The following is a 22,377-nucleotide window of genomic DNA, read 5'->3' as shown; positions in this document are numbered from 1 at the left end:
AATAAAATATAGAAGTTCCCACAAATTGCGTCCCTTTGGTAGTTTACGAGCTTTCGTGCATATTTTGTAACTGTTACGTTTCCGTCGAGGTTTCTATTTCTGAGGTTTTTAAGACAAGCTCTAAATCTTAAGTAAGTAAAAATATATGGCTGAAGGGATCGGGGAGGAAAGTCAGGATTCCAAATACTGCATTATTTGGTTATTCCGTCTTTCGGAGCCTATATAAAAGCCGTTGTATAAACTAGGTTTTCAAATGGATCAACTTCCATCCCGAAAAACGAAATATTCAAGCTACTATTTAATTTATCTCGTACTACGACGGACACAGTATTTTCCTCAAAATCCAAAAGGGGTCTATAGTTGACAGCTCTTATAAACGTGAATGAAATTGTTTTATTGAAATTGTAGCTTGCGTTTTAAAACGAGAAAAGACGAACTTAAACATCCTCTGAATGGCGATTGTTTCCTTTGTGGTCTAAATTCGTGTAAACTTCCTTTGATAGAAAAGGCCCAGCATCTTTTCATTTGGTCTAATCTGTTTCGAAATAATTCGTCTTGATTTTTGTGTTTTGAGTTTTTTCTGATTTCATTTTCAACGGGTTTTCTAAAAATTTTTTATTCTTTCCGATGATTTTTGTTTTTAAATATTTGTCTTTGGATAGAATTTTATTTACGTTATATGTCATTTAAACTTTTTTTTGGGGGACGACTCATTAGATTTCCATTTCTGAAGTTTAAAAGAGTTTTTGTTTTAAAATTCAAAAGCATAAAAATGGTACCGAATTAATGGGCGATTTTGTAAAGATGCAAAAGTTCTTATAAAATCGCGTCGAATTAGGAATTACTGGCTTTTTTTGAATAAGATCGAATATTCTAACTTTTGAAACAAGCTCGTCATAGTATTCTTTTTACGCGTCCGAGTAGTAGAATTCAAGCGGAGATGGAATAGGTAAAAGCCGGGAGTTTTTCTATTTCAAGAATAACTTTTTTTCGAATGTTTAATTGAAGATGTCCTTCCCGCGTTTTATATCGAAAGGAGGGAAGGAACGTTTTTTAGTTACAAGCGTTTGGAGCCACTCCTCCACCCGCGTAGTAAACGAGAGTCGCATTGTTATAGTTTCTTATATCTAAACCATCGATATGGGTCGAAGACATCGTAGGCGCAAAGTGATCCCAGTAGTTATTCATTGCATATTGAGTTTGTGGAAAGTTAGCACTTCCTACTATCATCACATCCTCGTATGTATTGCAGGAAAAAGTATTTTTTCCCGTGCTTCCGGTCGCTCCCTGTCCCAAATCAAGCCCATCCGTAGTGGAAATACCTATGAAATTTTGAGAAATTACATTGTTCTCCACTTTGTCCTCGGAAGCTCGAATGCCGCCATCTTCAATTCCCCAATAGTTGGAAGTGATTTGATTTCCAGAGATTATATTACTACCGATAGCCGTTACGGTAAAATATTCAATATAGATACCGGCTCCCGAGGGCATCGCAGTGATCGTATTATTTCTAATTCTTATGGATACGAAATTCTGTATGGAAATCCCTCTTGTAAAATAACCTCCCGGGCTCATCGGGTTCGGGTTGATGATTTTAAATCCGGCAATTTGAGAATTGTTTTTCGGGATGATAGTGGCATTCCAAGCGGTATTATTTATATCGAATCCTCCTCCGTTGATCCAAGTGGGTCCTGTTTTAGGAGTGGTTCCCGGCGGCCCCGCATAAAAGGAAGAAGAGCCTCCAATCAACCCCTTTCCGTCATAGTCTCCGTATAAGTTAACCCCATCCGGAATATAAATGGGAAATGTCTCTCCGATGGACGTGTCGTAAGTTCCGGGCGCAGCATAAATCACTTTTGTACCGTCGGCCTTGGAGGCTAAAATTGCCTTTGTGATAGTACGGTAGGGTGCGGACTTTGTACCTGCGTTGGAATCGTTCCCGGAAATGGAATCCACGTAATGCGTGGGTATATCAATGATCACTAGTTCCGAAGATTTCCGATCTAAAGTTAACGATTGTTGTTGATTGATAATTCCCAAAAGTAACTGGGAAGAATCGTTACTTTCTCCTGCACATTCGACTAACAACAATATTGTGAAAAAAATACTGAAAATTTGTTTCATCTGAATTCTCCTTGTTTCAAGAATTCGGAATTCTAAAATTAAGTTGAAAATTGTCAAGTTTGTAGTGGTATCTTTTTTTATTTCAAAAAAATAACATCAGCTATAAATACAAAATAATCGAAATTAAAATTCAAAAAAGAATAGCTACTAACGACATGATTGTGTTAGGCGATCCTACAATGAAGTTTCTGATTAATTTGGATTCGAAACTTGTTGCAAGTTTCTTAGAAAATGCAACGTGAGCACTCGTTTACCAAGTAGCGAGTGAAATCAACCCGGGCATGGGGGCTCAAGCCAATATACAGATTAAGCCCATAAGAGGGCAGTTTTTGAGGCTTCTCGCTCAAATCAGTGGGGCGAGGAGAATTGTAGAAATTGGAACGTTTACTGGATATTCTTCTCTTTGTTTTGCTTTCGCTTTGCCGGAGGACGGAAAAATTCTTTGTTGTGACATCAGTGAAGAATGGACTCGGATCGCTCGGAAATACTGGAAGGAAAGCGATCTTGAATCTAAGATTCGTTTGAAGATCGGATCTGCATTAGAGACTTTGCAACTACTCTTGGATTCGAAATCCGCTCCGGTTTGGGCTTCTGATTTTGCGTTCGGGCCTTCCTCGATTGATTTGATTTTTTTAGATGCTGATAAGGAAAATTATCCGAATTATTATGCTTTGATTTTACAACTTCTGAAACCGGGCCTTTATTGATTAAGGGGCCTATAGTTGACAGCTTTTATAAACGTGAATGAAATTGTTTTATTGAAAGTGTAACTTGCGTTTATCAAAGAGAAATTACGAGTGTTGCCGATTTGTAACTTTTGTGGAAGATATCTTCAGAAATATTTTAGAATGATTGAAATCGGTGTTTTAAGGAAAGATAATTTATAGTCTTTTTTCGGCTTGGGTATCCTTTTCTTTTCCTGAGAAACTACAGGTGAAACAAATACGAGAGTCGAAAACAAGAGAATTGATCGTATTGTTTTTCTGTATATTTTGAAAATCATTCACGTTAAAATGTCTATCACCGCGTGGTCGTAAATGAAATTTTGATTTATTCTTTGCTTGGGTTTACAATTAGATTTTCGTTTTTGAAATTTAAAAGAGTTTTTGTTTTAAAATTCAAAAGCATAAAAATGGTACCGAATTAATGGGCGATTTTGTAAAGATGCAAAAGTTCTTATAAAATCGCGTCGAATTAGGAATTACTGGCTTTTTTTGAATAAGATCGAATATTCTAACTTTTGAAACAAGCTCGTCATAGTATTCTTTTTACGCGTTCGAGTAGTAAAACTCAAGCGGAGATGGAATAGGTAAAAGCCGGGAGTTTTTCTATTTCAAGAATAACTTTTTTCCGAATGTTTAATTAAAGATGTGCCTTCCCTCGTTTTATATCGAAAAAGAGGGAAGGATCGTTTTTTAGTTACAAGCGTTTGGAGCCACTCCTCCTCCCTCGTAGCGAATCACTGTTGCACTGCTAATGTGTCTTATGTCCAAGCCGGGCTCTTGGCCGGTAAAAGATATTGTAGGCGGAAAATGATCCCAATAGTTATTTCTTGCGAATAAAACTTGTGGATCGTTACCGTTACTACTTCCTGGTATCCATATGTCCTCGTATGAATTGCAGGAAATAGTATTGTTTCCCGCACTTTCGGCCGGTCCCTGTCCCAAATCAAGTCCCCTTGTAGTGTGTATACCTATATAATTTCGAGAAATTACATTGTTCTCCACTTTGTCATAGGAAGCTCGAATGCTATGATCGATGATCCCATGATAATTATAAGTGAGTTGATTTCCGGAGATTGTATTACTACCGACATCCGTTACGGTAGTAAATTCGAAATGGATACCGACTCCCGAGGGCATCCCAGTGATCGTATTATTTTTAATTTTTATGGATACGAAATTCTGCATGGAAATCCCTCTTGTAGAATCACCTTCCGGGCTCTTCGGGTTCGGGTTGGTGATTTTAAATCCGGCAATTTGAGAATTGTTTTTCGGGATGATAGTGGCATTCCAAGCGGTATTATTTATATCGAATCCTCCTCCGTTGATCCAAGTGGGCCCTGTTTTAGGAGTGGTTCCCGGCGGCCCCGCATAAAAGGAAGAGGAGCCTCCAATCAACCCCTTTCCGTTATAGTCTCCGTATAAGTTAACCCCATCCGGAATATAAATGGGAAATGTCTCTCCGATGGACGTGTCGTAAGTTCCGGGCGCAGCATAAATCACTTTTGTACCGTCGGCCTTGGAGGCTAAAATTGCCTTTGTGATAGTACGGTAGGGTGCGGACTTTGTACCTGCGTTGGAATCGTTCCCGGAAATGGAATCCACGTAATGTGTGGGTATATCAATGATCACCAGTTCCGAAGATTTCCGATCGGAGTGATTCAAGGTTAACGGTTGTTGATTGATAATTCCCAAAAGCAACTGGGAAGAATCATTGCTTTCTCCCGCACATTCGACTAACAACAATATTGTGAAAAAAATACTGAAAATTTGTTTCATCTGAATTCTCCTTGTTTCAAGAGTTCGGAATTCTAAGATTAAATCGAAAAATTGTCAAGTTTGTAGTGGTATCTTTTTTTATTTCAAAAAAATAATATCAGTTATAAATACAAAATAATCGAAATTAAAATTCAAAAAAGAATAGCTACTAACGACATGATTGTGTTAGGCGATCCTACAATGAAGTTTCTGATTAATTTGGATTCGAAACTTGTTGCAAGTTTCTTAGAAAATGCAACGGTTGAATATGTCTGTATCGCCTAAAAGTAGAATGGAGCTTTTATCGTCTTCCGTATGGATTGAATTTAGAGTTTGTCTTAAAACCTTAGAATGTAGGAGCTCCAACGAGAATTTACTACTTTGATGCATGGAGACGGCACCGAAAATTAACGTGCAATTCTTATAAAGATATAAAAGTTCCTCACAAAATTGCGTCGATCCAGAATTGTTTGGCTTTTTTGAAGAAGATCTAACATCTAACTTTTGAAACAAACTTCTTATAGCATATAGCATACTTTTCATACGTCCGAGTAATAATAACAATAAAATTTATTCGAAAGCCCATAAACTACCAAAGAAACGTAATCGTGGGAACTTCTACGTTTTATTACGAATTTACTGAGTAATTGTAAGTGATTTATTTTCAGGTTTTGGAACAGCTTTTATTCGGATCGCAACTTAAAATTGCGATGATCAAAAGTCGTAACGAACAAAATTTCTTTATGATTTTTGCCCTTGGTTTCAATAAACAAAAATAATAGTAATATAAAATTTTTATTATATAATAAAAATTAGATATTTTAGGCATGTCACTTTTGCGCGATCAGATCGGGTATTTATTTTTTGTTGGATAGATGACGGCTTTTTAAGTAGCGGTATCGGAATACTGTGTCAATGACGTTCTTTAGAAAGAATTTAATTCAATCGGTCCCTGAAAAAAATCAAAAACTGATGCAACTGAATCATTGTAACTGATTTCTTTTAAGGTTTTTAAGACAAGCTCTGAATAGAAGGTATTGTTCACAACGTGGCGCCGTCTTGTATCTTGGCGGTTTAAATTAATTTTAAAGCGAAATAAAAACTCGTCCAATATGAACTCGTTAGAGGAAATGACACAGTAAAGAGGAATTTTTGTTGGTTCAGTGTAGAAGTATCTCCGCTTTGCAGATTTAGTTTTAGAACGTGTCCCTTAATTATTCTACTTAAATTGTTTTATACTAAGAGCCGGTCTCAAAACTGGTTGTACAGAGAAAGTGTAAAAATATAAATGTGAAATGGACAAATATTATTCAGAAATCCCCGATGCACTTTGGGAAAAAATAGCACCATTGATTCCTAAAGAAAAGCCCAATCTTCAAGGAGGTCGCAATCGTGTTCCTTCAAGAATAGTAATGGCAGGTATCATCTATCGAATGAAAACAGGCTGTCAGTGGCGTGCAATTCCCAATGAGTTTGGATCTGGTCAAACTTGTCACAGAAGATTTCAAGAATGGGAACGGGCAGGAGTATTCAAAAAGATCTATAAATCTATTTTAAAATATTATGATGTAAAGAATCAGATAGCATGGGACTGGGCTTCGATGGATTCGGCAATGGTTAAGGCTCCCAAAGGGGGAGTTTAACCGGGAAAAATCCTACAGACCGTGCCAAATTAGGGGTTAAACGGCATATCCTTACGGATGGAAATGGAATTCCTTTGGCAATTACGTTGACTGGAGCTAACGTTCATGACAAACACGGTGTAAAAGATACGTTGAATTCAATCCTAATATTTTCCGGAAAAAGAAGAAAAAAGCCAAAACATCTTTGTTTAGATAAAGGTTATGACTTCCAAGATATAGAAGTTTTAATCAAAAGAAGAAACATTCAATCTCATATTCGGAAAAAAGGTGAAAAGCCTCTCATCGGTAAATACAATGGAAAATCTAGACGATGGGTCGTTGAAAGAACTAACAGTTGGCACAATCGATTCAGAGCTATCCTAATTCGTTGGGAAAGAAAATCTGAAAATTATCTTGCATCTCTTTATCTCGCAAGTTCTATCATTGCTTTTAACTTTTTTGATAGGTAGTTTTGAGACCGGCTCTAAGAACAGTTCCCGATGTATTATAGATTATCCTGTGGTATATAAAATCTGCGGAAATATCAGTCCAATCAATCGTCGTAAATGTTTTTCTCTAATAAGTTAAATTATTTAATGAGAAATATACGAAAAATTATTTACTGCTCCGATTGGGGCGCCATATCAGACAAAAAGACGTACCTTCTGGGCTTGAAAAGCGTGGTTAGACGTAAGATTTGTATTTACCACAAAAATGGGAACTTATAGGCTTCGAAGGATTTTGTTACAAGCAGTTTGCACAACGTCCAGTAGTTGGAAGTGAAACTGCACGCAGAGCCGGACAATCCGCGTTAGTTGTCTCTTTAGCAGAAAAAGCTTCTCTCAGGTTGTACAAGAAGTTCCATAATCTATATCTAAAGGGAAAATACCTCCTTAAAACGAAAAAACGCTGAACTGGATGAATTTTTATAAAATTTAAATATAATAATAAATTAAAGTACAATTAAAACAAATCTTATGAAACACTACCTGACTTATAAAGATGATACGTCGGACAAATTTTGGAGCATAGAAATTTCAGGAAATTCCTTTACCGTTGTCTATGGCAAAATAGGCGCTGTCGGAACATCTCAAACCAAAGCTTTTGAAACCGAGGAGACCTGCCTAAGAGAAGCGCGTAAGATTCTCTCTGGAAAATTAAAAAAGGGTTATATAGAAAAAAATGATATAATCAAAAATTCGGTTCCTACTGATAATAAGAGGCCCAAATTGGACAAAGAGAACCAAAAGGAAGTGGATAAAGCCGTAACTCCAAAAATTGAAAAGCAATCGAAATCTGATTCGCAAAAAATTGAAGAACAACCGAAGGATAAAGTCAAACAGTCATCTCAAAAAACTACAAAACAAGATTCAGAAACTCTTCCATCAGAAAGTTTGAAAGAGTTAAATAGAATCAGTCTTTATTATCAAGGCGACGGTAGTGACAAAGTTTATCATGTAAATATAGATCCAAAAGAGGATGGATACGTTGTTCTTTTCGCTTTTGGTAGACGCGGGAGCACTCTTCAAACCGGAACCAAAACCTCAAAACCGGTTTCTTACGAATCCGCTCAAAAAATTATGAACCAACTCGTAAATTCCAAAATGTCAAAAGGATATACGGAAGGAGAATCCGGAACTCCTTATCTTCATTCAAGCAAAGAAGAACGAATAAGCGGTGTTCATTGTCAACTTCTCAATCCTATTGAGGAAGAAGAACTTTCCGTGTATATTGAAAACGATCAATATGGAGCTCAGGAAAAATTGGACGGCAATCGTATGATGATCCGAAAGACTGGAGACAACGTGGAAGGAATCAATCGCAAGGGTTTAATTATTGCGACTTCGCAAATCATATGCGAATATGCTCTCGGTTTTCAGGAGGATTTTATTCTGGATGGAGAGTCGATCGGAGATGTATTCTATCCTTTCGATATTTTTTCGAAAGACGGAAGAGATATTCAACATCTGTCCTACCGAGAGCGTTATGCGATACTTAAGTCCATCCTAAAGGATAGGGACAAAACTTTTCGTCTCGTCGAATTGGTAGTTTCTACAAAAGACAAAAAAGGACTTCTCGAAAAATTACGAGAAAATCAAAAAGAAGGAATCGTATTCAAAGATTTGAATGCTCCTTACAAAGCGGGTAGACCCGCGAGCAAAGGGGCTCAGATTAAATTTAAATTTTACGAGACTGCAACGGTAAGCGTAGAAACAGTAAATCTAAAACGTAGTGTAAGTATGCGTCTTTACGACGGAAAATCTTGGATTAATGTTGGAAACGTAACTATACCGGTTAATTTCGAATTGCCGCAAGAAAAAGACATTATAGAAGTACGTTATTTGTACGCATACAGAGGAGGTTCTTTGTATCAACCTACTTATCTGGGAGTTCGAAGCGATGCGGACGAAAACGACTGCGATTTAAATCAGCTTAAGTACAAGAACGTTTAATGGAAATGTGATGAAATCCGTTAGTGACTTTTGTTAGATTATATCTTTTATAAATCTATTTGATCTATATATATGAACGATCAGACGTGAAAGGATGGAGAACATACCGTCAAGTTACGTAAAAATATTTTTAGATAATTGCGTACGGAGAAGATCAACAAAAGTTAAAATATGAAAAATTTATAACAGAAAGAATTTCAAATTTCCAAAAAGTTCTACGAATTTCTGAAAAACCACATCGAAGATTTTGAAAAGAAAAAATACCCCTCATTGGAGCATCATCTTTTCAGAAAATTATCTGAACGATTTCTACTGTTAGAAAAAGTCATTTCGGGAATAGAAATAATTTATTCCTATTCCCGAAATTTCGTTTTTTTACTCTTATCGACACAACCCAGGTGTTTCAAATAACGTTCTTGAGTGGTTTAAAATCTTGTTTTATTACCGACGAATATTTGGAACATCGACCCGATAAGAAATCATCTGAACTTAATCAGAAATATATCTATAGCTCCCATCATTTCATTTCCAAAAATTTCATTGAATATGTTGCGGGTCGCCCATCCGGTAGTATAAAGATTTCCGTCAAAGTCGACTCCGATTCCTGAGCCTACCATAGTCTCTCGGATCGTTCCCCACTGCCATAATTGTCGGACTTCTCCAGAAGAACTGTGTTTGGTTACAAAGACGTCTTGGTTTCCTTCTGAAGGCATGTTGGCGAATTTGATCAATTCATTGGTTTGACCAGTTGTGAAAACGTTTCCTGCCCTGTCGGTTGTTATTTCGTTTATTATAGTCGTCTTTTGGCCGAATTGTCTGATCCATTGTTGAACGCCGGATGAATCGTATTTTACGATGGTTCCAATATAACTTGTTTCGTCAGGTTTTAAACCGAAATCTGCATTACTGTATCCTCCTACAAGAACGTTTCCGAACCGATCCACAGTAATGGCGTTGCCAAAAACTGATTTCAGAGGGGCACCGAGTTGGGCGAAAAATTGTCGGTTTCCTTTACTATCGTATTTAAGAATGAAAAGGTCGTTTTGTCCGATACCTGGAGTTGTATTGGTCGCAAAGTTTGCGTTGTGTCCATAACCACTCATGTAAATATTACCCGTAACTTTGTCAAAGGCAACTCCGACAGGAATAATATCTGCTCCTGGAATGGAAAGATGGTCGATCCAAATTTGGTTTCCGTTGGTATCAAGTTTGACGATAAATCCGTTTTCTCCTAATGGTCCGTTTGAGGTTCCGACAATATAAGAATTTCCGAATGTATCTACGGTGATCTTTTTGGGAGAGACTTCATATTTTCCGTCGCCGGCCCCTGTTTGTTTGATCCACTTTATGATTCCATTGGAGTCGAACTTAATTACCAACATATCTTGGTTTTCTAAGACAGGTATGTTTTCAAGAGAACCGATTATAGAACCAGTTACATATGCGTTTTCTTTGGAATCGACCGCAATCCCAGTAACATTTAGTTTTGTGCCCAGGATCCCGGGTATTGATCTCATCCAGATTACGTTTTTCTGGGAATCATATTTCGCAAGAATTAGATCTTTACCTCCACGTATCGACTTGTTAGTCAATTCGTTATAAAAAGGATCGCTATCTATATCGGCTGCAACATAAACAAAACCCTTTTCATCTACTACGAGTTTAGAGTCTCTGGTTATTTTGTTAGGACCTTTACCATATAACAAAGCCCATTCAAGACTGACAGAATTTTCCCGCAACGGTACTTCTTCCACATCTAAGGAATCTAAATTTCCATGGACAGCGACAGAACCGATGTTATTCTCTTGAGCTAAAGGAATCAGAAATAAGTTGTTCGTTTTTGCATCCGACGTAGGCGAACAAGCTTGAAATAAGAATATAAAAAAAAGAATCAAAAGATGTATCATAATTTTCCCGAACACTCAATATACTTTCTATTCTTCGACTAAAAAGAGTCCAAAGTTTTTTAAAGAGAAACTCTGAAAGGAGTAGGGTATTTTACCCTATTTGAAAAAGAATAGGAGATGAGTGTTTTCTATAAGAGTCGTTGCTACATGCATCATATTTAGTATCTGATCAAAAACGTGAAAAAACGAGAGTGTCGGCTTGATTGTGTAAATGACTTGTGAATAACCAAAAAGTAACAAGGATAAACCCAATATGAGCAACCCCAAAAATCGAGCTGAAGAGCTACTCGATGAATTAATCAAAGATAAGAGTCCTGAAGATCTACTGGGAAATGAAGGCCTCTTAAAGCAACTAACGAAATCACTGATAGAGCGAGCGATGCAAGGTGAGATGACGCATCACCTTGGATACGAGAAGAATTCCTCGTTGGGAAATAACACAGGAAATTCTCGGAATGGAAAAAGTAACAAAAAGCTCAAAGGAGATTTTGAAACAATCGATTTGGAAATACCTCGAGACAGAAACGGCAGTTTCGAACCTCAGATCATACAAAAAGGTCAGACACGCTTTACCGGCTTCGACGATAAGATCATTTCGATGTATTCACGCGGAATGACCACACGAGAAATTACCCAACATCTCCAAGAAATCTATCAAGTGGAAGTCTCAGCGGATCTGATCTCAGAAGTCACCGATTCGGTACTGGAAACGGTGATCGAGTGGCAGAATCGCCCCTTGGATAAAGTATATCCAATTCTCATCATGGACGCGTTAGTCGTAAAGGTGAGAGACGGCCACCACGTTCAAAACAAATCCTTCTATTTGGCTTTAGGAATCAATCTACAGGGCACAAAAGAGATACTTGGGATTTGGGTGGAGCGCACCGAAGGAGCGAAGTTCTGGCTTCAGATCTTAACCGATTTAAAGAATCGCGGAGTTGAAGATATCTTAATCGCCTGCGTTGACGGGTTAAAAGGATTTCCGGATACGATCATATCAGTTTTTCCTAATGCACAAGTTCAACTTTGTATCGTTCATATGGTAAGGAATTCTTTGAAATGGGTTTCTTACAAACAGAAGAAAGAGTTGATGATTGATTTAAAGGCTATCTACAAATCTCCGTCGGCAGAGATTGCTAAGAAAAGCCTTGATGATTTTTCAACCAAATGGGACAGTCAATATCCGATGATCAGCAAGTCCTGGAGAAACAATTGGGAATCGGTGATTCCTTTTTTGGCTTATCCACCTAATATTCGTAAGGCGATTTACACCACAAACGCTATCGAATCTATGAATATGGGTTTAAGAAAAATTATCAAGAATCGGGGTTCGTTTCCTACCGATGAAGCGGCTATCAAGCTTCTTTATTTAGCTTTGAATAATATGTCTAAAAAATGGACCATGCCTATTCAAGATTGGGGAAAAGCAATGAATCAATTTTCGATTATTTTCGGCGATCGGTTGAAGTTCGATTCGTTTTAAGATATGTCATTTACACAGGAGCGCTGACACCCTCAGTTCAAACGCATTTCTTCGAATTAACGATGGAACTGAAACTAAAATATCCTACCAAGGTCATGGAATTCAACGTGCACTAGTCTTTTCGTTGATTGAAGTATTATCAAAGCAACAATCTGTAGCTGTTCGAGGGGAAAATGTTCATCAGCGTTCGGCAGTATTGCTTTTTGAGGAGCCAGAATTATATTTACATCCTCATCTTATCCGTCGGCTCAAAAAATCTTTGCAGGAGATTACAAAAAATGGGAAATGGCAAGTAATTGTTTCCACTCATTCCCCTTTTCTTGTTGAGGTAGCTGATAATCCACGTTCTCTAATTTTGTTTCGAAGGAATGATCAAAATACTCCGCCAATTATTGCTCAACCGAAGGCAGATCCGTTCGAAATAAATGATTCGTCTCGAGATGATAGAGTTGCCTTGCGAGCGGCTCTTGATTTCCATCCTACGGTTACTGAATCTTTTTTTGCTAAGAGGGTGGTTCTTGTTGAGGGAGATACTGAGGTTGCAATTTTCAGACACTCCAATGATATTTATAAAGTTTTTAATATCCCTGAGGAAAATATACAAGGAACCTCTATTGTATCTTGTGGAGGAAAATGGACAATTCCAGCGATTGCCAGAATATTAGTTGCTCTGAATGTTCCTTTTCGTATCATTCATGATAAAGATGCAAGAAATTTAACAGAACCTGAATTAAACTCACTACCTCCTATTCATCCGTATAATGCAAACTCACGTATTAAGGATTCTTCCAATGGGAACCCTATATTTGTTGTTGAAGATACCTTTGAAGATGTAATTAAGAGGTTGTCCCAAAACCTCCTTGTACTTGTAGTCTCAGGAAATAGATATGACATATGAAATCAGATTTAGGTCATTTAGATATCCCTGAAGAGATTTGGAAACGCCTTCATCCCTTGCTACCAAAGCGTAAAACAAACTCCAAGAAAGGAGGTCGTCCTCGGCTTGATGATAGAGTGGCGATGGCCGCAATATTTTACAGGGTAAGAACAGGAATTCAATGGAGATATATACCTCCGATGTTCGGTTCAAAATCAACGTTACATAGAAGATTTCAGGAATGGGTAGCCAGCGGAGTTTTTGATAAAATTGAAAAAGAAGCATTAAAACTTTATGAGCGCACTGTTAAAATTAGAACTAAAAGAATGGCATCTGATGGTAGCTTCGCAAGAGCTCCCAAAGGGGGAGTTTAACCGGGAAAAATCCTACAGACCGTGCCAAATTAGGGGTTAAACGGCATATCCTTACGGATGGAAATGGAATTCCTTTGGCAATTACGTTGACTGGAGCTAACGTTCATGACAAACACGGTGTAAAAGATACGTTGAATTCAATCCTAATATTTTCCGGAAAAAGAAGAAAAAAGCCAAAACATCTTTGTTTAGATAAAGGTTATGACTTCCAAGATATAGAAGTTTTAATCAAAAGAAGAAACATTCAATCTCATATTCGGAAAAAAGGTGAAAAGCCTCTCATCGGTAAATACAATGGAAAATCTAGACGATGGGTCGTTGAAAGAACTAACAGTTGGCACAATCGATTCAGAGCTATCCTAATTCGTTGGGAAAGAAAATCTGAAAATTATCTTGCATCTCTTTATCTCGCAAGTTCTATCATTGCTTTTAACTTTTTTGATAGGTAGTTTTGAGACCGGCTCTAACTCGTTCTTCTCCGAATTCTTAGAACGCTTTTCCCAATGATTCCGATACGTCGTGTATTTGAGGCGTTTTTCTTTGCAATACTGAGGCTGCGAAAGTCCGCTCTTCGAAAAATCATCAAATTCTTTGGCCCAATCTATTTTCGTTTTTTTCATAAAAAGCAGTTTAACAGTTTTGAGAGTTTCTAAAAGGTGCGGTTCGTTAGATGCTTACATTATTCTCTCTCGATCTTAAGCTTTGAAGGAACCAGAATTGCCGTTTTGTGGGAGCGGTTGGGGTATAGCGAACGTTTGCAAGAATCCTTAAATGAATCTTTTTCAAATATAGATTCCTCGTATCTTCTACAAGAAACTCAAAAAAGCTTGGATTGAATTACGACGTATAAAAAATCTTTTTATAAATGCGTATGATGGTAAAAGTGTTCGACTTGGTTTTCAACACTTGTGGAATACTGAAAGTTACTCAAAAAAGTCGACATGGATTTGATTCTTTTCTTAGAGCGTGACATTGAATTCTTAAATATTGCAGTGCGCTATAATATAAATTCAAAAATTAAAATATACAAAAAATATAAAATTGTGCCGTGCGGATTGGGATGAGGTACAGAACGGCGATAAAAGTTTCGCTTGGTGCGCAAACAAAACTACGTATGTATATCTTGAAAATATGCACCTTTCAAGTCGCCTAAAAACGAAAAATCCGACAACCAATACGATTGTAATGGAAAACAATAGGATCATACACCGTTTATTTTGAAACCGGAATTTAGATCCTATTCCTGAGAACTTATGTCAAAGACGGAATTCTCTGCCTATCTCACAACATAATTCTGAACTTTGTACAAAATCGTAAGTCTCGCCAAAATCAAAATCAAATTCAAACCAAACAGATACAAAAACGGCCGGTCGATTATTTCTTCGTCCTCTGCTTTGATAAAAAGATAGATGGGAATTGCAAATGTAAAAAGACGGATCGTATTTATGTATTCGGACCAGAAGTGATAGTGATCGGCAATAGCAATCATTAGGATCACCAAGAAAAAACCGACTTTATAAAAAGTTCCCTTCCTCCAAGATCCCGTAAAAGGAATCAAGAACATCGTCAGAAACTGGAGCACGAGAGGAAACTTGGAAAAGGATCGAACGATCTGTTTGATTCCCCCGTCGCTAATAAAACTTGCGCCCAATTCCATTAGATATTTATAAATTCCTTCAAACGGAATCATAAAAACTGCAAGTCTTGTCGGAGTCCAACCGGGTAGAGTATATTTGAGATATGTTTGCCAAAGTAAAGGGACGATCAACGTAGAACCGACAATCAACATTTTCTTCACGTCCTTGCGGGATAAAGCCGCAAGCCCCAAAGATAAAAGATAGAATAACGCGGGTTCTTTTGTAACCAAAGCGAGACCGGAAAGAACATAGAATAGAACGTAGCTTTCCTTCTCGTAAAAATAAATCGCAAGCACGATCAACGAAACCATGATCGTATCGCTCACAAGAACGGAATAACTCGCCAAAGTAAACGGAGAAATGAGATATAGAATTGCCCAATGGGATTTTTCTTTTAAAATTACGCGAAGGGCCAAATAAGAAAGATAAAGCAGCGAAATACTCAAGACATACATCCCTGCGATGTTTCCCCATTTACCGAAAATTCCCCAGAGAGAAATTAATAACGGATAACCGATCCTAGGAGCTCTGTATGTGGCGTCGAATCCCTCCGGCCATTTCAGACTCAGATTGGAAATCGATCTGGAATAATAGTAAAAGATTTGGCCGTCGTAACCGGCGCCAAGGTCCCCTTCTTTTCCCTGAAATGAGATCACTCCGTTCGGAGTTTCCACTTCGTTCTTTTTGATGAATTCCTCTCCGAAATTCACCATCGCGGAAGGATTCCACTCGTAACGGGACCAAAGTGCAAGTGTTACGAAGCCGTATAACGAAACAAGAACAATCAGCCCTTTTAGGGGAGAATCGACTTTTTGAAATAAAGATTCAATTTTTTGCATATTCTTTTAACCGCCGAGACCGAGTTTTCTTTTTAATAATTTTAGCGCAAACTGAATCGCTTGTTTTAAAACCCTTCGATTGAAGGAAGAGTTGGAGAACACGTAGTGAATTCCGATTTCCCGGATCGTTCCTTGGTTTTTAGCCACGATCGAAAGAGCCTCCATGTGAAAATCAAACGCGATTGATTCCAATTTGGTTTGAACAATCCAAGTAAACGCTTTTTTAGAATACTTTCTATATCCGGAAGTGCAATCCCGCAATCGATAGCCGAATATGTCGAACAAACCCGGGGAAATACAATAGTTCATCACCTTTGCAGCTATAAAAGATATTAGTTTTCTGTAAAGTGGAACTCCGTCGGTCGTTATACGATTTCCGATCACGAGGTCCGCCTCCGTTTTGATGAATTCGGGAAGTTTATCCGGGTTGTGAGAAAGGCCCGCATCCATAGTCACAACCGAATCGTATTTTTTTTCGACTGCGAACTTCATCCCATCCTGAATCCCTTCGGGAATATGAGTGTTCTTTTCGTGACGGATCGTAAACAATCTTTTCGGATATTTACGAATCAGCACTTTTAGAATTTCGGGAGTTTTATCTTTGGACGCGTCGTCGACAACGAGAACGTCCGAATACGCCAAAGCTCGTTCGACAACTTCGCGGATTGTTTCCTCCTCATTGTAGGCAGGAATGACGACGAGATTTTTCATTTTTTGACTTCAAATACGGATTTATCCGCTTGGATCCAGTGAATCAGTCTTTCCACGCCTTCTCTCGGTTTGAATTTAGGATTGAATCCGAATCCTTTCGCCTTGGTGATGTCGCAGATAAAATAGCGCATATCTCCTGGTCTTTCTACATCGAATACGATCTCTTGCTTTTTACCGAGTATATCTCCGATCATATGAATACATTCTAATAAGGAAATTTTGTGATCGGGCCCGCCTCCGATGTTAAAAACTCCCGGAGTTGGATTTTCGAACCATCGGAGATAACTTTCCGCTCCGTCCGCGGCATAAAGGATATCACGGGCTTGTTTACCGGTTCCAAAAATCCGCAAAGGCCAACCGAACACGGAACGAATCGCAAAGTTTGCCACCCAGCCGTGATCTTCTCCGCCAAACTGGCGTTCGCCATAAATTCCGGTAAAACGAAACGTCGCGGCCTTCAACTTATACATATCCACGTACGTTTTTACGTAGTGTTCCGCACTCATCTTAGAAGCGTGAAGCGGGGAAATTTCTCCCACCATCACGGGTTGATCTTCTCCGATCGCTGCCGGGTTTCTTTCGTAGGATGTGGTTCCTTCTTTAAGTGTGTCGTTGATTGAATTTCCGTATACGTGGATGGAACTCGTATTAACGATTGGAATATTCCGTTTACGGGCGACTTCTAAAACATTAAAAGTTCCTAATACGTTTGTGGTAAAATCAAGTTCGGGATCTTCCCAGGAAATTGTCATTGCGGGTTGTGCCGCAGTATGAACGATAAAATCGCAACCTTCCGTACGATCCGCAAGATGTTCGAGATTTCTGATATCCCCTTTCACCATCGTAACACCGAGTGCCTTTAAAAAATTCCAGTTATATTCGCGAGTAGCTTCGGTGCCGTATCCGGTTCTTTTCAACTCGTATTTGGTCATACTGTCGTAGCTGACAACGTCCCAACCTTGTTTACGAAACGTTTCACAAACGTGGGAACCCAGAAATCCGCACCCGCCTGTCACTAAAACTTTTTTTGCCATAAGTATTCCTTTTTCATGTTCTATAATTACGAAATTCTAAATTAGTTTCCAAGCCATTTTTTCTTCAGCATCAAACGGACGATTGAAAGGAATTCGCGGGTCATGTTTTTGGGAACGGATTCTATCGGACGATAATAGGAAATCGGAATTTCAATACAACGCATGTAAGAACGAACCGTTTCCATCATCAGTTCGGGAATGATTCTCCGGTCATTCATCTCTAGATCCGGTTCGATTTTAGAGTAAGAATCCTTCCAGATCGCAAAGTAAGAACACATTGCGTCCGTAAAGCGCGGTTCCATTCCCCACCAAAAAATTTCGATAAGTTTTCCGAGTATCAAATTGACCACACGAACTCCGGGAAGAAGGTTGGAGCCTTGTTCGATCATCTGTCTTGTGGTTCGAGTTCCGATCACCATATCGGAGTCCTTCAGATATTCCAAAAGTTTCGGATAATCCTTGGATCGATATGAGCCGTCGGGGGTGATAATGATCGCAATATCTCCTGACGCGGCTTTAATTCCTTGTTGGATCTGTTTTCCGAAATGATCCTCGTTTCCTTCGATTTTAAAGGAAAGAACTTTCGCTTTTTCTTTTTTAGCAATTTCTAATGTTTTATCCGTAGAACCGGCATCTACGATTAAAATTTCGTCCACCTTCCCGCGGAAATCTACGATCACGTCTGCGATGGATCTTTCGTTATTTTTTGTGGGGACGATCAACGTAGTTTTAAAACGTGCAAATTCCTCGTTTCGGATCTCGTAAACCGCATGGTGGTAGTCTTGCATGGAATTGATATTGAAGTATTCCACGTCGAGTTCCGTCGCGAAAACTTTGCGGCTTTTTTTTGCCATCAGATCGATTACGTCTGTGATCTCGATGATTCCGTTTTTGGCCGAGGGAGGAGTTTGTTTAAAATATTCGAAATAAGCGGGAGTGAAAAGATAGCTTCCTAAACCAAGGAGATTGTTCGGAGGGTCGGAAGGTTTTTCCACGAGTTCCAAGATCCGATCCCCTTGTAGTTCCACGGAATAATTTTTTCGGATTCTGGAAAGAAGAGAAGTTTTCTGGACTCCGATCGAAGCGATGAGTTTTGGATGTTTCCGGAACGTCTGTATGAACTTTTTATGATCCGGATAAAAGTAGAATTCGTCCCCGAGAATCGTGATAAATGGAGAGTGAATCTGCGATTCCAAACTTGCGATATCGCTTGCAAGACCTTTTGTGGTCCAAGGGGAAGGTATGATCTCTACGTTCTGATGATTCTTCCGAATTTTTTCGATTTCGGAAAGTACCATTTCTTTGAGATGGCCGACTAAAATATAAATTTTTTTAACGCGGAATGTGTTCTGCATCAGCTCGACGTTTCGTTCGAGGATCGTTTTTCCCTGAAATTCGAATAAGGGTTTGGGAATGTATGTCGTTCTGGGATAGGCCCGTGTTCCTTTACCCGCTGCAGCGATCACACCTACTTCAATATTTGCCACTTAGGGGATATGCTATTTTTAGAGGCCTAAGGATGTCAAAAACGATTTAGAAAAAGGTTTTTTAAGAAGTTGGATTGTTGACTAATAATTTGTCCCGAAATCCTTAAAAGAAATCAGTTCATCATTTCAGTAAGTTCGTAATAAAACGTAGTAGTTCCTACATTTCTATAAAATTAGAGCGTCCATTTTTATTGGTGCTTGATGAAATTCAGGCGTCTTACTCTCCCTGCCGAATATCCATAGATTGGTATGATTCTTGAACATAAGGCAGTTCCGAGTATGATATTCTTGAATCGACGGAGTCAGGAGAAGGCCGGTGGCAGATTGATCGCTTTGCAGGTCGTTCGGTGGACTTAGGACAGACCTAAAGAAGCGCGGATTTTAAGAAGATTATTTCTAATTCTTCTTTTTTGGTCGTCGGTCAAAAAAATTTCATTCTTTTCTGCTCTTTGGATGACTAAGTCCGCTTTAGTGACGAATTCCACGGCCGCTTCGTCAACGGATTCCTGGTTCTTCTGTTTTTCCCGAAAAACGTTCAAAGCCTTTTGAACTTCTATCAATTCCAGTGTTACATTTTTGATTTCTAAATTCGGAGTAGCCATGTAATTTTTCCTGATCGAAGAATTAGAAAAACGACCGGGTATCAAAAACCGATTGTTCTTATTTTGAAATTCGATTGTACAATCCGTTTTCTGTACAGAAAAATTTTTAGGGTTTTTATTAAACTGTTCAAAGTTGTCAAGTTGGAATTTATGAACTCAAAAGAGCGAAACCAGATTCCCACTGAGAAAAAATGCATCGAAAAACGTAAGAGTTCCTAGAATTTACGAAAGTCCGGAAATCAAATTTGGAAAAATAAAATTTCCTATTACAGAAATCTTTTTAACCTAACAACGTTGGAGTTGCTTCGATTTGGAACATGAATTGAAAGTTTGTCCCACATGGTTAACGGTAAAAAGGCGACTTAAAAACTCATAAACACTTTCAAAGAAACATAATCTGTGGGAACCTACTACATTTTATTATTAACGACAGTAAAAATCGTGATTTTTCTTAATGTTTTGGAATAAGGCCTTATATCAATCGTAGAGTACGTCTATATACTTTTTTTTCGCTTCCAAATGTTCTTTGAGGGATTTCGCGAAGTAATGATAACCGTCTCCCTTTAAGAGAAAAAAGAGATATTCGGTTTCCTTAGGATAAAATGCCGCTTCCAAAGCGGGAAAGCCTGGATTGGAAATCGGTCCGGGAGGAAATCCTTTGTTTAAATAAGTGTTATATGGAGATACGATTTTGAGATCCTTTTCGAAAATCCTGCTGTGCGGTTTATCAAAAAGATATTGAATTGTGGCACAAGATTCCAAAGGCATATCCCGTTTTAAACGGTTGTTGAAAACTCCGGCCATCAAAGGTCTTTCCTCGTTCCTTTTCGCCTCTCGCTCCACAACGGAACCAAGAATTACGAATTTATGAAGTTCGGAGGGAGAAAGATTTTTCGCCTTTTCGATCTTTGCGATTCGAACATAAAATCTTTTGATCATCATTCGAACGATTTTATCGACCGGATAATTGATCGGAATACTGTATGTTTCCGGGAAGAGATATCCTTCGGCGGAAGTCGAGGGAATGTTGAATTCTTTCAAAAGTTCGGGTTTGCTCGCCGCAAGTAAGAAATCTTGGCGCCTTGGGATGATCTTTTTGGAAACCAGAAGATCGCCGATCTGGCGATTGTTATATCCTTCCGGAATCGTAAAGTTTACGAGTTTTACTTTTCCTTCAGTGATTACTTGAAGAATTTTTCTGGAGTCCATTCCATCGTTGATCTCGTAAAGACCTTGTTTGATTTTTCCTGCACTTCTCGTAAAACGAACCAGATAAAGAAAATACTTGGAGGATTTGATCATTCCGTGAGTGGAAAGAGTTTCCACAATCTTTCCGGGGGTATCTCCAGATTCGATGAGTAGATCCATCTTGGTCTGTCCGGATCCGACAGCGCCTCCTTTGAGTTCGTCCACGACAAAAAAGGTTGTGACGGCGATCAAAAGAAAAACTCCGATTAGTAGTCCGGAGAAAAACAAAAATTTCTTAATATTCATAAATCCAATTTATTTCCTTCAACAACTTTCAAAAAAAATCTAGGGACAGAATGCAATTTCAGTTCTTTTCCGGAAGAAAATTTCTCGAAACCGGTAGCAAATTCCATTCTCCCCCTGGCATTCTTTCCCTAAAAAAACAACTGTAATATCCTTCGTGGCAGGCCGCAATTTTTTGTTCCACTTGATAGACCAAAAAAGATCGGTTGGGTGGAGACAGGATTTGAAGAATTTTTTGGGTATGTCCCGAAGTGTCTCCCTTTTTCCAGAGCCGGTTTCGGGATCGACTGAAATAATGTGCGTAACCGGTTTGTAAAGTCAATCTTTGGCTTTCTTCGTTTCCAAATGCTTGCATGAGAATCTGGTTTTGAGCATCGATCGCTACGATGGGGATCATTTCGTTTGTGGGAAGTACTAAGAGTTCTTGTATTTTTTCAAAATTCAAAGGTGAAAAATTTGGATGCAGAAATAAAACCGTATCCTCGTCACAATCTACTTCTTCTCTAAATCCTTTGGGAAGGCCATTTCGATACCGAGGTAATTCTTCCTCTGATATTCGGGAGAGGGAAGCAATCGACCGGGTCGGTTCTTGAATTTCTAGGATTGTTATCTTGCGGGAACTCATGACGTTTTTAGAATGTAGAAACTCCTAAAACCAAGGTTTTTTAAATCTGTCTTCGGTCCAATCAAATCAAATCCTACAGCTTTGTCTATGGGAGGGGAAGTCTGTTTTTACTTTCTTATTTTGAAAAAGATGAAAAAATATCCCCGATTGATTAAACTTGTTTTGAAATTCGATCTATTTTCTGCAACGCTTCCTGGCTTATAGTTTTTATCCCAACGGATAAAGGTCGCGTTGCAGGTTTACATTCTACTTTAAATCTTAAGCCGCTTCCCGTTCCTTTCTTCCAGGTAAGCCATCGAATCGAATCGTATATCCGACTACTTTTAGTTTGCTTCTATTACTTCCATCTTGTGACTTCCATCGATCCTGACGAAGTTCGCCGATCACGGTTGCTTTTTTCCCTTTTTTAAGATATTCGTACGCATTGATGGCTTGGCGGTCCCATAATTCGATGTCTACAAAGGAAACTTCACCTGGTTCTTCCGGTGTGGATTTATAGTCGTGATTGACCGCCAGAGTGAAAGTGGTTACATTCTTTCCGCTGTTTAAGGTTTTGATTTCCGGATCGGAGGTGAGATTTCCGTCCAAAATGATATGCGCTAAGTTTTTCATTCTTCATACTCCTATTGTG

16 protein-coding genes and 4 pseudogenes are annotated in these 22,377 nt (G+C 38.6%); 8 read left to right on the top strand and 12 right to left on the bottom strand.

All coding sequences use genetic code 11. The features are described from left to right. Window positions 1-1,053: 1,053 nt before the first annotated feature. Window positions 1,054-2,124: an LIC10774 family surface protein gene (locus tag LEP1GSC190_RS13900; RefSeq protein ID WP_117344714.1), complete on the bottom strand. Its 1,071-nt coding sequence runs from the start codon at window positions 2,122-2,124 to the stop codon at window positions 1,054-1,056. A gap of 281 nt (window positions 2,125-2,405) precedes the next feature. On the opposite strand from LEP1GSC190_RS13900, the pseudogene LEP1GSC190_RS13895 reads away from it, so the two are divergent. Next, window positions 2,406-2,822 (top strand): annotated as a pseudogene (locus LEP1GSC190_RS13895) (O-methyltransferase); the annotation flags it as partial. A 717-nt stretch (window positions 2,823-3,539) separates the two neighbouring features. Here LEP1GSC190_RS13895 and LEP1GSC190_RS13890 read toward each other — a convergent pair. Next, entirely contained in the window at window positions 3,540-4,625 is a 1,086-nt protein-coding gene (locus LEP1GSC190_RS13890) for an LIC10774 family surface protein (protein WP_117344646.1), read from the bottom strand. A 1,328-nt stretch (window positions 4,626-5,953) separates the two neighbouring features. Between LEP1GSC190_RS13890 and LEP1GSC190_RS13885 the strand changes: the two genes are divergently transcribed. The 3 genes and pseudogenes from LEP1GSC190_RS13885 (at window position 5,954) to LEP1GSC190_RS13875 (ending at window position 8,679) form a co-directional block, all read left to right on the top strand. Then, window positions 5,954-6,696 (top strand): IS5 family transposase gene (locus LEP1GSC190_RS13885; protein ID WP_237578353.1). Its coding sequence is split into 2 segments (ribosomal slippage): window positions 5,954-6,245 and window positions 6,245-6,696, totalling 744 coding nucleotides; the frame shifts between segments, so codons are not numbered across the junction. 241 nt (window positions 6,697-6,937) lie between these two features. Further along, window positions 6,938-7,139, top strand: a pseudogene (locus LEP1GSC190_RS20395) (IS110 family transposase); the annotation flags it as partial. Between the two features lie 64 nt (window positions 7,140-7,203). Further along, on the top strand, window positions 7,204-8,679 hold the full coding sequence (locus LEP1GSC190_RS13875) for a WGR domain-containing protein (protein ID WP_002746982.1): 1,476 nt from the start codon (window positions 7,204-7,206) through the stop codon (window positions 8,677-8,679). 479 nt (window positions 8,680-9,158) lie between these two features. Here LEP1GSC190_RS13875 and LEP1GSC190_RS13870 read toward each other — a convergent pair whose 3' ends face one another. After that, the gene (locus tag LEP1GSC190_RS13870; protein WP_002746992.1) at window positions 9,159-10,586 is read right to left on the bottom strand and encodes an SBBP repeat beta-propeller lipoprotein, LipL53 family; all 1,428 of its coding nucleotides are present in this window, start codon (window positions 10,584-10,586) and stop codon (window positions 9,159-9,161) included. Window positions 10,587-10,839: 253 nt separating this feature from the next. Here LEP1GSC190_RS13870 and LEP1GSC190_RS13865 point away from each other — a divergent pair, with 253 nt between their 5' ends. The 3 genes from LEP1GSC190_RS13865 to LEP1GSC190_RS13855 all read left to right on the top strand — a co-directional run bounded on the left by LEP1GSC190_RS13865 (window position 10,840) and on the right by LEP1GSC190_RS13855 (window position 13,769). Next, a complete protein-coding gene (locus LEP1GSC190_RS13865) occupies window positions 10,840-12,069 on the top strand; it encodes an IS256 family transposase (RefSeq protein ID WP_117344647.1) in 1,230 nt (409 codons plus the stop codon). Further along, window positions 12,059-12,967 (top strand): ATP-dependent nuclease, encoded by a 909-nt coding sequence (locus LEP1GSC190_RS13860; protein WP_117344648.1) that lies wholly within the window; start codon window positions 12,059-12,061, stop codon window positions 12,965-12,967. The genes LEP1GSC190_RS13865 and LEP1GSC190_RS13860 overlap by 11 nt, the downstream gene beginning before the upstream one ends. Continuing rightward, window positions 12,964-13,769, top strand: a protein-coding gene (locus tag LEP1GSC190_RS13855; RefSeq protein WP_100224663.1) for an IS5 family transposase whose coding sequence is annotated in 2 segments (ribosomal slippage) — window positions 12,964-13,303 and window positions 13,303-13,769 — 807 coding nt in all. Because the reading frame shifts where the segments join, the coding sequence is not laid out codon by codon here. The genes LEP1GSC190_RS13860 and LEP1GSC190_RS13855 overlap by 4 nt, the downstream gene beginning before the upstream one ends. Window positions 13,770-13,784: 15 nt before the next feature. Here LEP1GSC190_RS13855 and tnpA read toward each other — a convergent pair. Next, window positions 13,785-13,940: pseudogene (tnpA, locus tag LEP1GSC190_RS21185) on the bottom strand (IS66 family insertion sequence element accessory protein TnpA); the annotation flags it as partial. A 57-nt stretch (window positions 13,941-13,997) separates the two neighbouring features. Between tnpA and LEP1GSC190_RS20830 the strand changes: the two are divergent. Further along, window positions 13,998-14,156, top strand: a pseudogene (locus LEP1GSC190_RS20830) (endoflagellar protein); the annotation flags it as partial. A 440-nt stretch (window positions 14,157-14,596) separates the two neighbouring features. On the opposite strand, the gene LEP1GSC190_RS13845 reads toward LEP1GSC190_RS20830, so the two are convergent. The 8 genes from LEP1GSC190_RS13845 to LEP1GSC190_RS13810 form a co-directional block, all read right to left on the bottom strand. Continuing rightward, a complete protein-coding gene (locus tag LEP1GSC190_RS13845; RefSeq protein ID WP_002746758.1) occupies window positions 14,597-15,796 on the bottom strand; it encodes an AZOBR_p60025 family cell surface glycopolymer formation protein in 1,200 nt (399 codons plus the stop codon). Between the two features lie 6 nt (window positions 15,797-15,802). Then, a complete protein-coding gene (locus tag LEP1GSC190_RS13840) occupies window positions 15,803-16,507 on the bottom strand; it encodes a glycosyltransferase family 2 protein (RefSeq protein ID WP_002746916.1) in 705 nt (234 codons plus the stop codon). After that, window positions 16,504-17,541 carry an NAD-dependent epimerase/dehydratase family protein gene (locus LEP1GSC190_RS13835; protein ID WP_002746794.1) on the bottom strand — a complete coding sequence of 346 codons (1,038 nt, stop codon included), beginning with the start codon at window positions 17,539-17,541 and terminating at the stop codon, window positions 16,504-16,506. The genes LEP1GSC190_RS13840 and LEP1GSC190_RS13835 overlap by 4 nt, the downstream gene beginning before the upstream one ends. Before the next feature lie 41 nt (window positions 17,542-17,582). Next, window positions 17,583-19,007: a sugar phosphate nucleotidyltransferase gene (locus tag LEP1GSC190_RS13830; RefSeq protein WP_002746706.1), complete on the bottom strand. Its 1,425-nt coding sequence runs from the start codon at window positions 19,005-19,007 to the stop codon at window positions 17,583-17,585. A gap of 374 nt (window positions 19,008-19,381) precedes the next feature. After that, window positions 19,382-19,630: a hypothetical protein gene (locus LEP1GSC190_RS13825; RefSeq protein ID WP_002746880.1), complete on the bottom strand. Its 249-nt coding sequence runs from the start codon at window positions 19,628-19,630 to the stop codon at window positions 19,382-19,384. A gap of 477 nt (window positions 19,631-20,107) precedes the next feature. After that, window positions 20,108-21,124 carry an endolytic transglycosylase MltG gene (mltG, locus tag LEP1GSC190_RS13820; RefSeq protein WP_002746903.1) on the bottom strand — a complete coding sequence of 339 codons (1,017 nt, stop codon included), beginning with the start codon at window positions 21,122-21,124 and terminating at the stop codon, window positions 20,108-20,110. A gap of 58 nt (window positions 21,125-21,182) precedes the next feature. Continuing rightward, complete coding sequence (locus LEP1GSC190_RS13815) at window positions 21,183-21,746, bottom strand: phosphoribosyl-AMP cyclohydrolase (protein WP_002746726.1); 564 nt, start codon at window positions 21,744-21,746, stop codon at window positions 21,183-21,185. A gap of 258 nt (window positions 21,747-22,004) precedes the next feature. Continuing rightward, the gene (locus LEP1GSC190_RS13810) at window positions 22,005-22,358 is read right to left on the bottom strand and encodes a single-stranded DNA-binding protein (RefSeq protein WP_002746899.1); all 354 of its coding nucleotides are present in this window, start codon (window positions 22,356-22,358) and stop codon (window positions 22,005-22,007) included. Window positions 22,359-22,377 lie beyond the last annotated feature (19 nt).

Source organism: Leptospira mayottensis 200901116, from assembly GCF_000306675.2.
Taxonomy (GTDB): domain Bacteria; phylum Spirochaetota; class Leptospiria; order Leptospirales; family Leptospiraceae; genus Leptospira; species Leptospira mayottensis.
The sequence above is the reverse complement of the archived record's forward strand: the minus strand, read 5'-3'. Positions and strand labels throughout refer to the sequence as shown.

Bases quoted from the DNA above. Each gene is read 5' to 3' on its own strand.
- LEP1GSC190_RS13845 (WP_002746758.1), bottom strand. From the start codon at position 15,796: ATGCAAAAAATTGAATCTTTATTTCAAAAAGTCGATTCTCCCCTAAAA.
- LEP1GSC190_RS13890 (WP_117344646.1), bottom strand. From the start codon at position 4,625: ATGAAACAAATTTTCAGTATTTTTTTCACAATATTGTTGTTAGTCGAA.
- LEP1GSC190_RS13900 (WP_117344714.1), bottom strand. From the start codon at position 2,124: ATGAAACAAATTTTCAGTATTTTTTTCACAATATTGTTGTTAGTCGAA.
- LEP1GSC190_RS13815 (WP_002746726.1), bottom strand. From the start codon at position 21,746: ATGAGTTCCCGCAAGATAACAATCCTAGAAATTCAAGAACCGACCCGG.
- LEP1GSC190_RS13875 (WP_002746982.1), top strand. From the start codon at position 7,204: ATGAAACACTACCTGACTTATAAAGATGATACGTCGGACAAATTTTGG.
- LEP1GSC190_RS13825 (WP_002746880.1), bottom strand. From the start codon at position 19,630: ATGGCTACTCCGAATTTAGAAATCAAAAATGTAACACTGGAATTGATA.
- LEP1GSC190_RS13840 (WP_002746916.1), bottom strand. From the start codon at position 16,507: ATGAAAAATCTCGTCGTCATTCCTGCCTACAATGAGGAGGAAACAATC.
- LEP1GSC190_RS13835 (WP_002746794.1), bottom strand. From the start codon at position 17,541: ATGGCAAAAAAAGTTTTAGTGACAGGCGGGTGCGGATTTCTGGGTTCC.
- LEP1GSC190_RS13810 (WP_002746899.1), bottom strand. From the start codon at position 22,358: ATGAAAAACTTAGCGCATATCATTTTGGACGGAAATCTCACCTCCGAT.
- LEP1GSC190_RS13865 (WP_117344647.1), top strand. From the start codon at position 10,840: ATGAGCAACCCCAAAAATCGAGCTGAAGAGCTACTCGATGAATTAATC.
- LEP1GSC190_RS13870 (WP_002746992.1), bottom strand. From the start codon at position 10,586: ATGATACATCTTTTGATTCTTTTTTTTATATTCTTATTTCAAGCTTGT.
- mltG (WP_002746903.1), bottom strand. From the start codon at position 21,124: ATGAATATTAAGAAATTTTTGTTTTTCTCCGGACTACTAATCGGAGTT.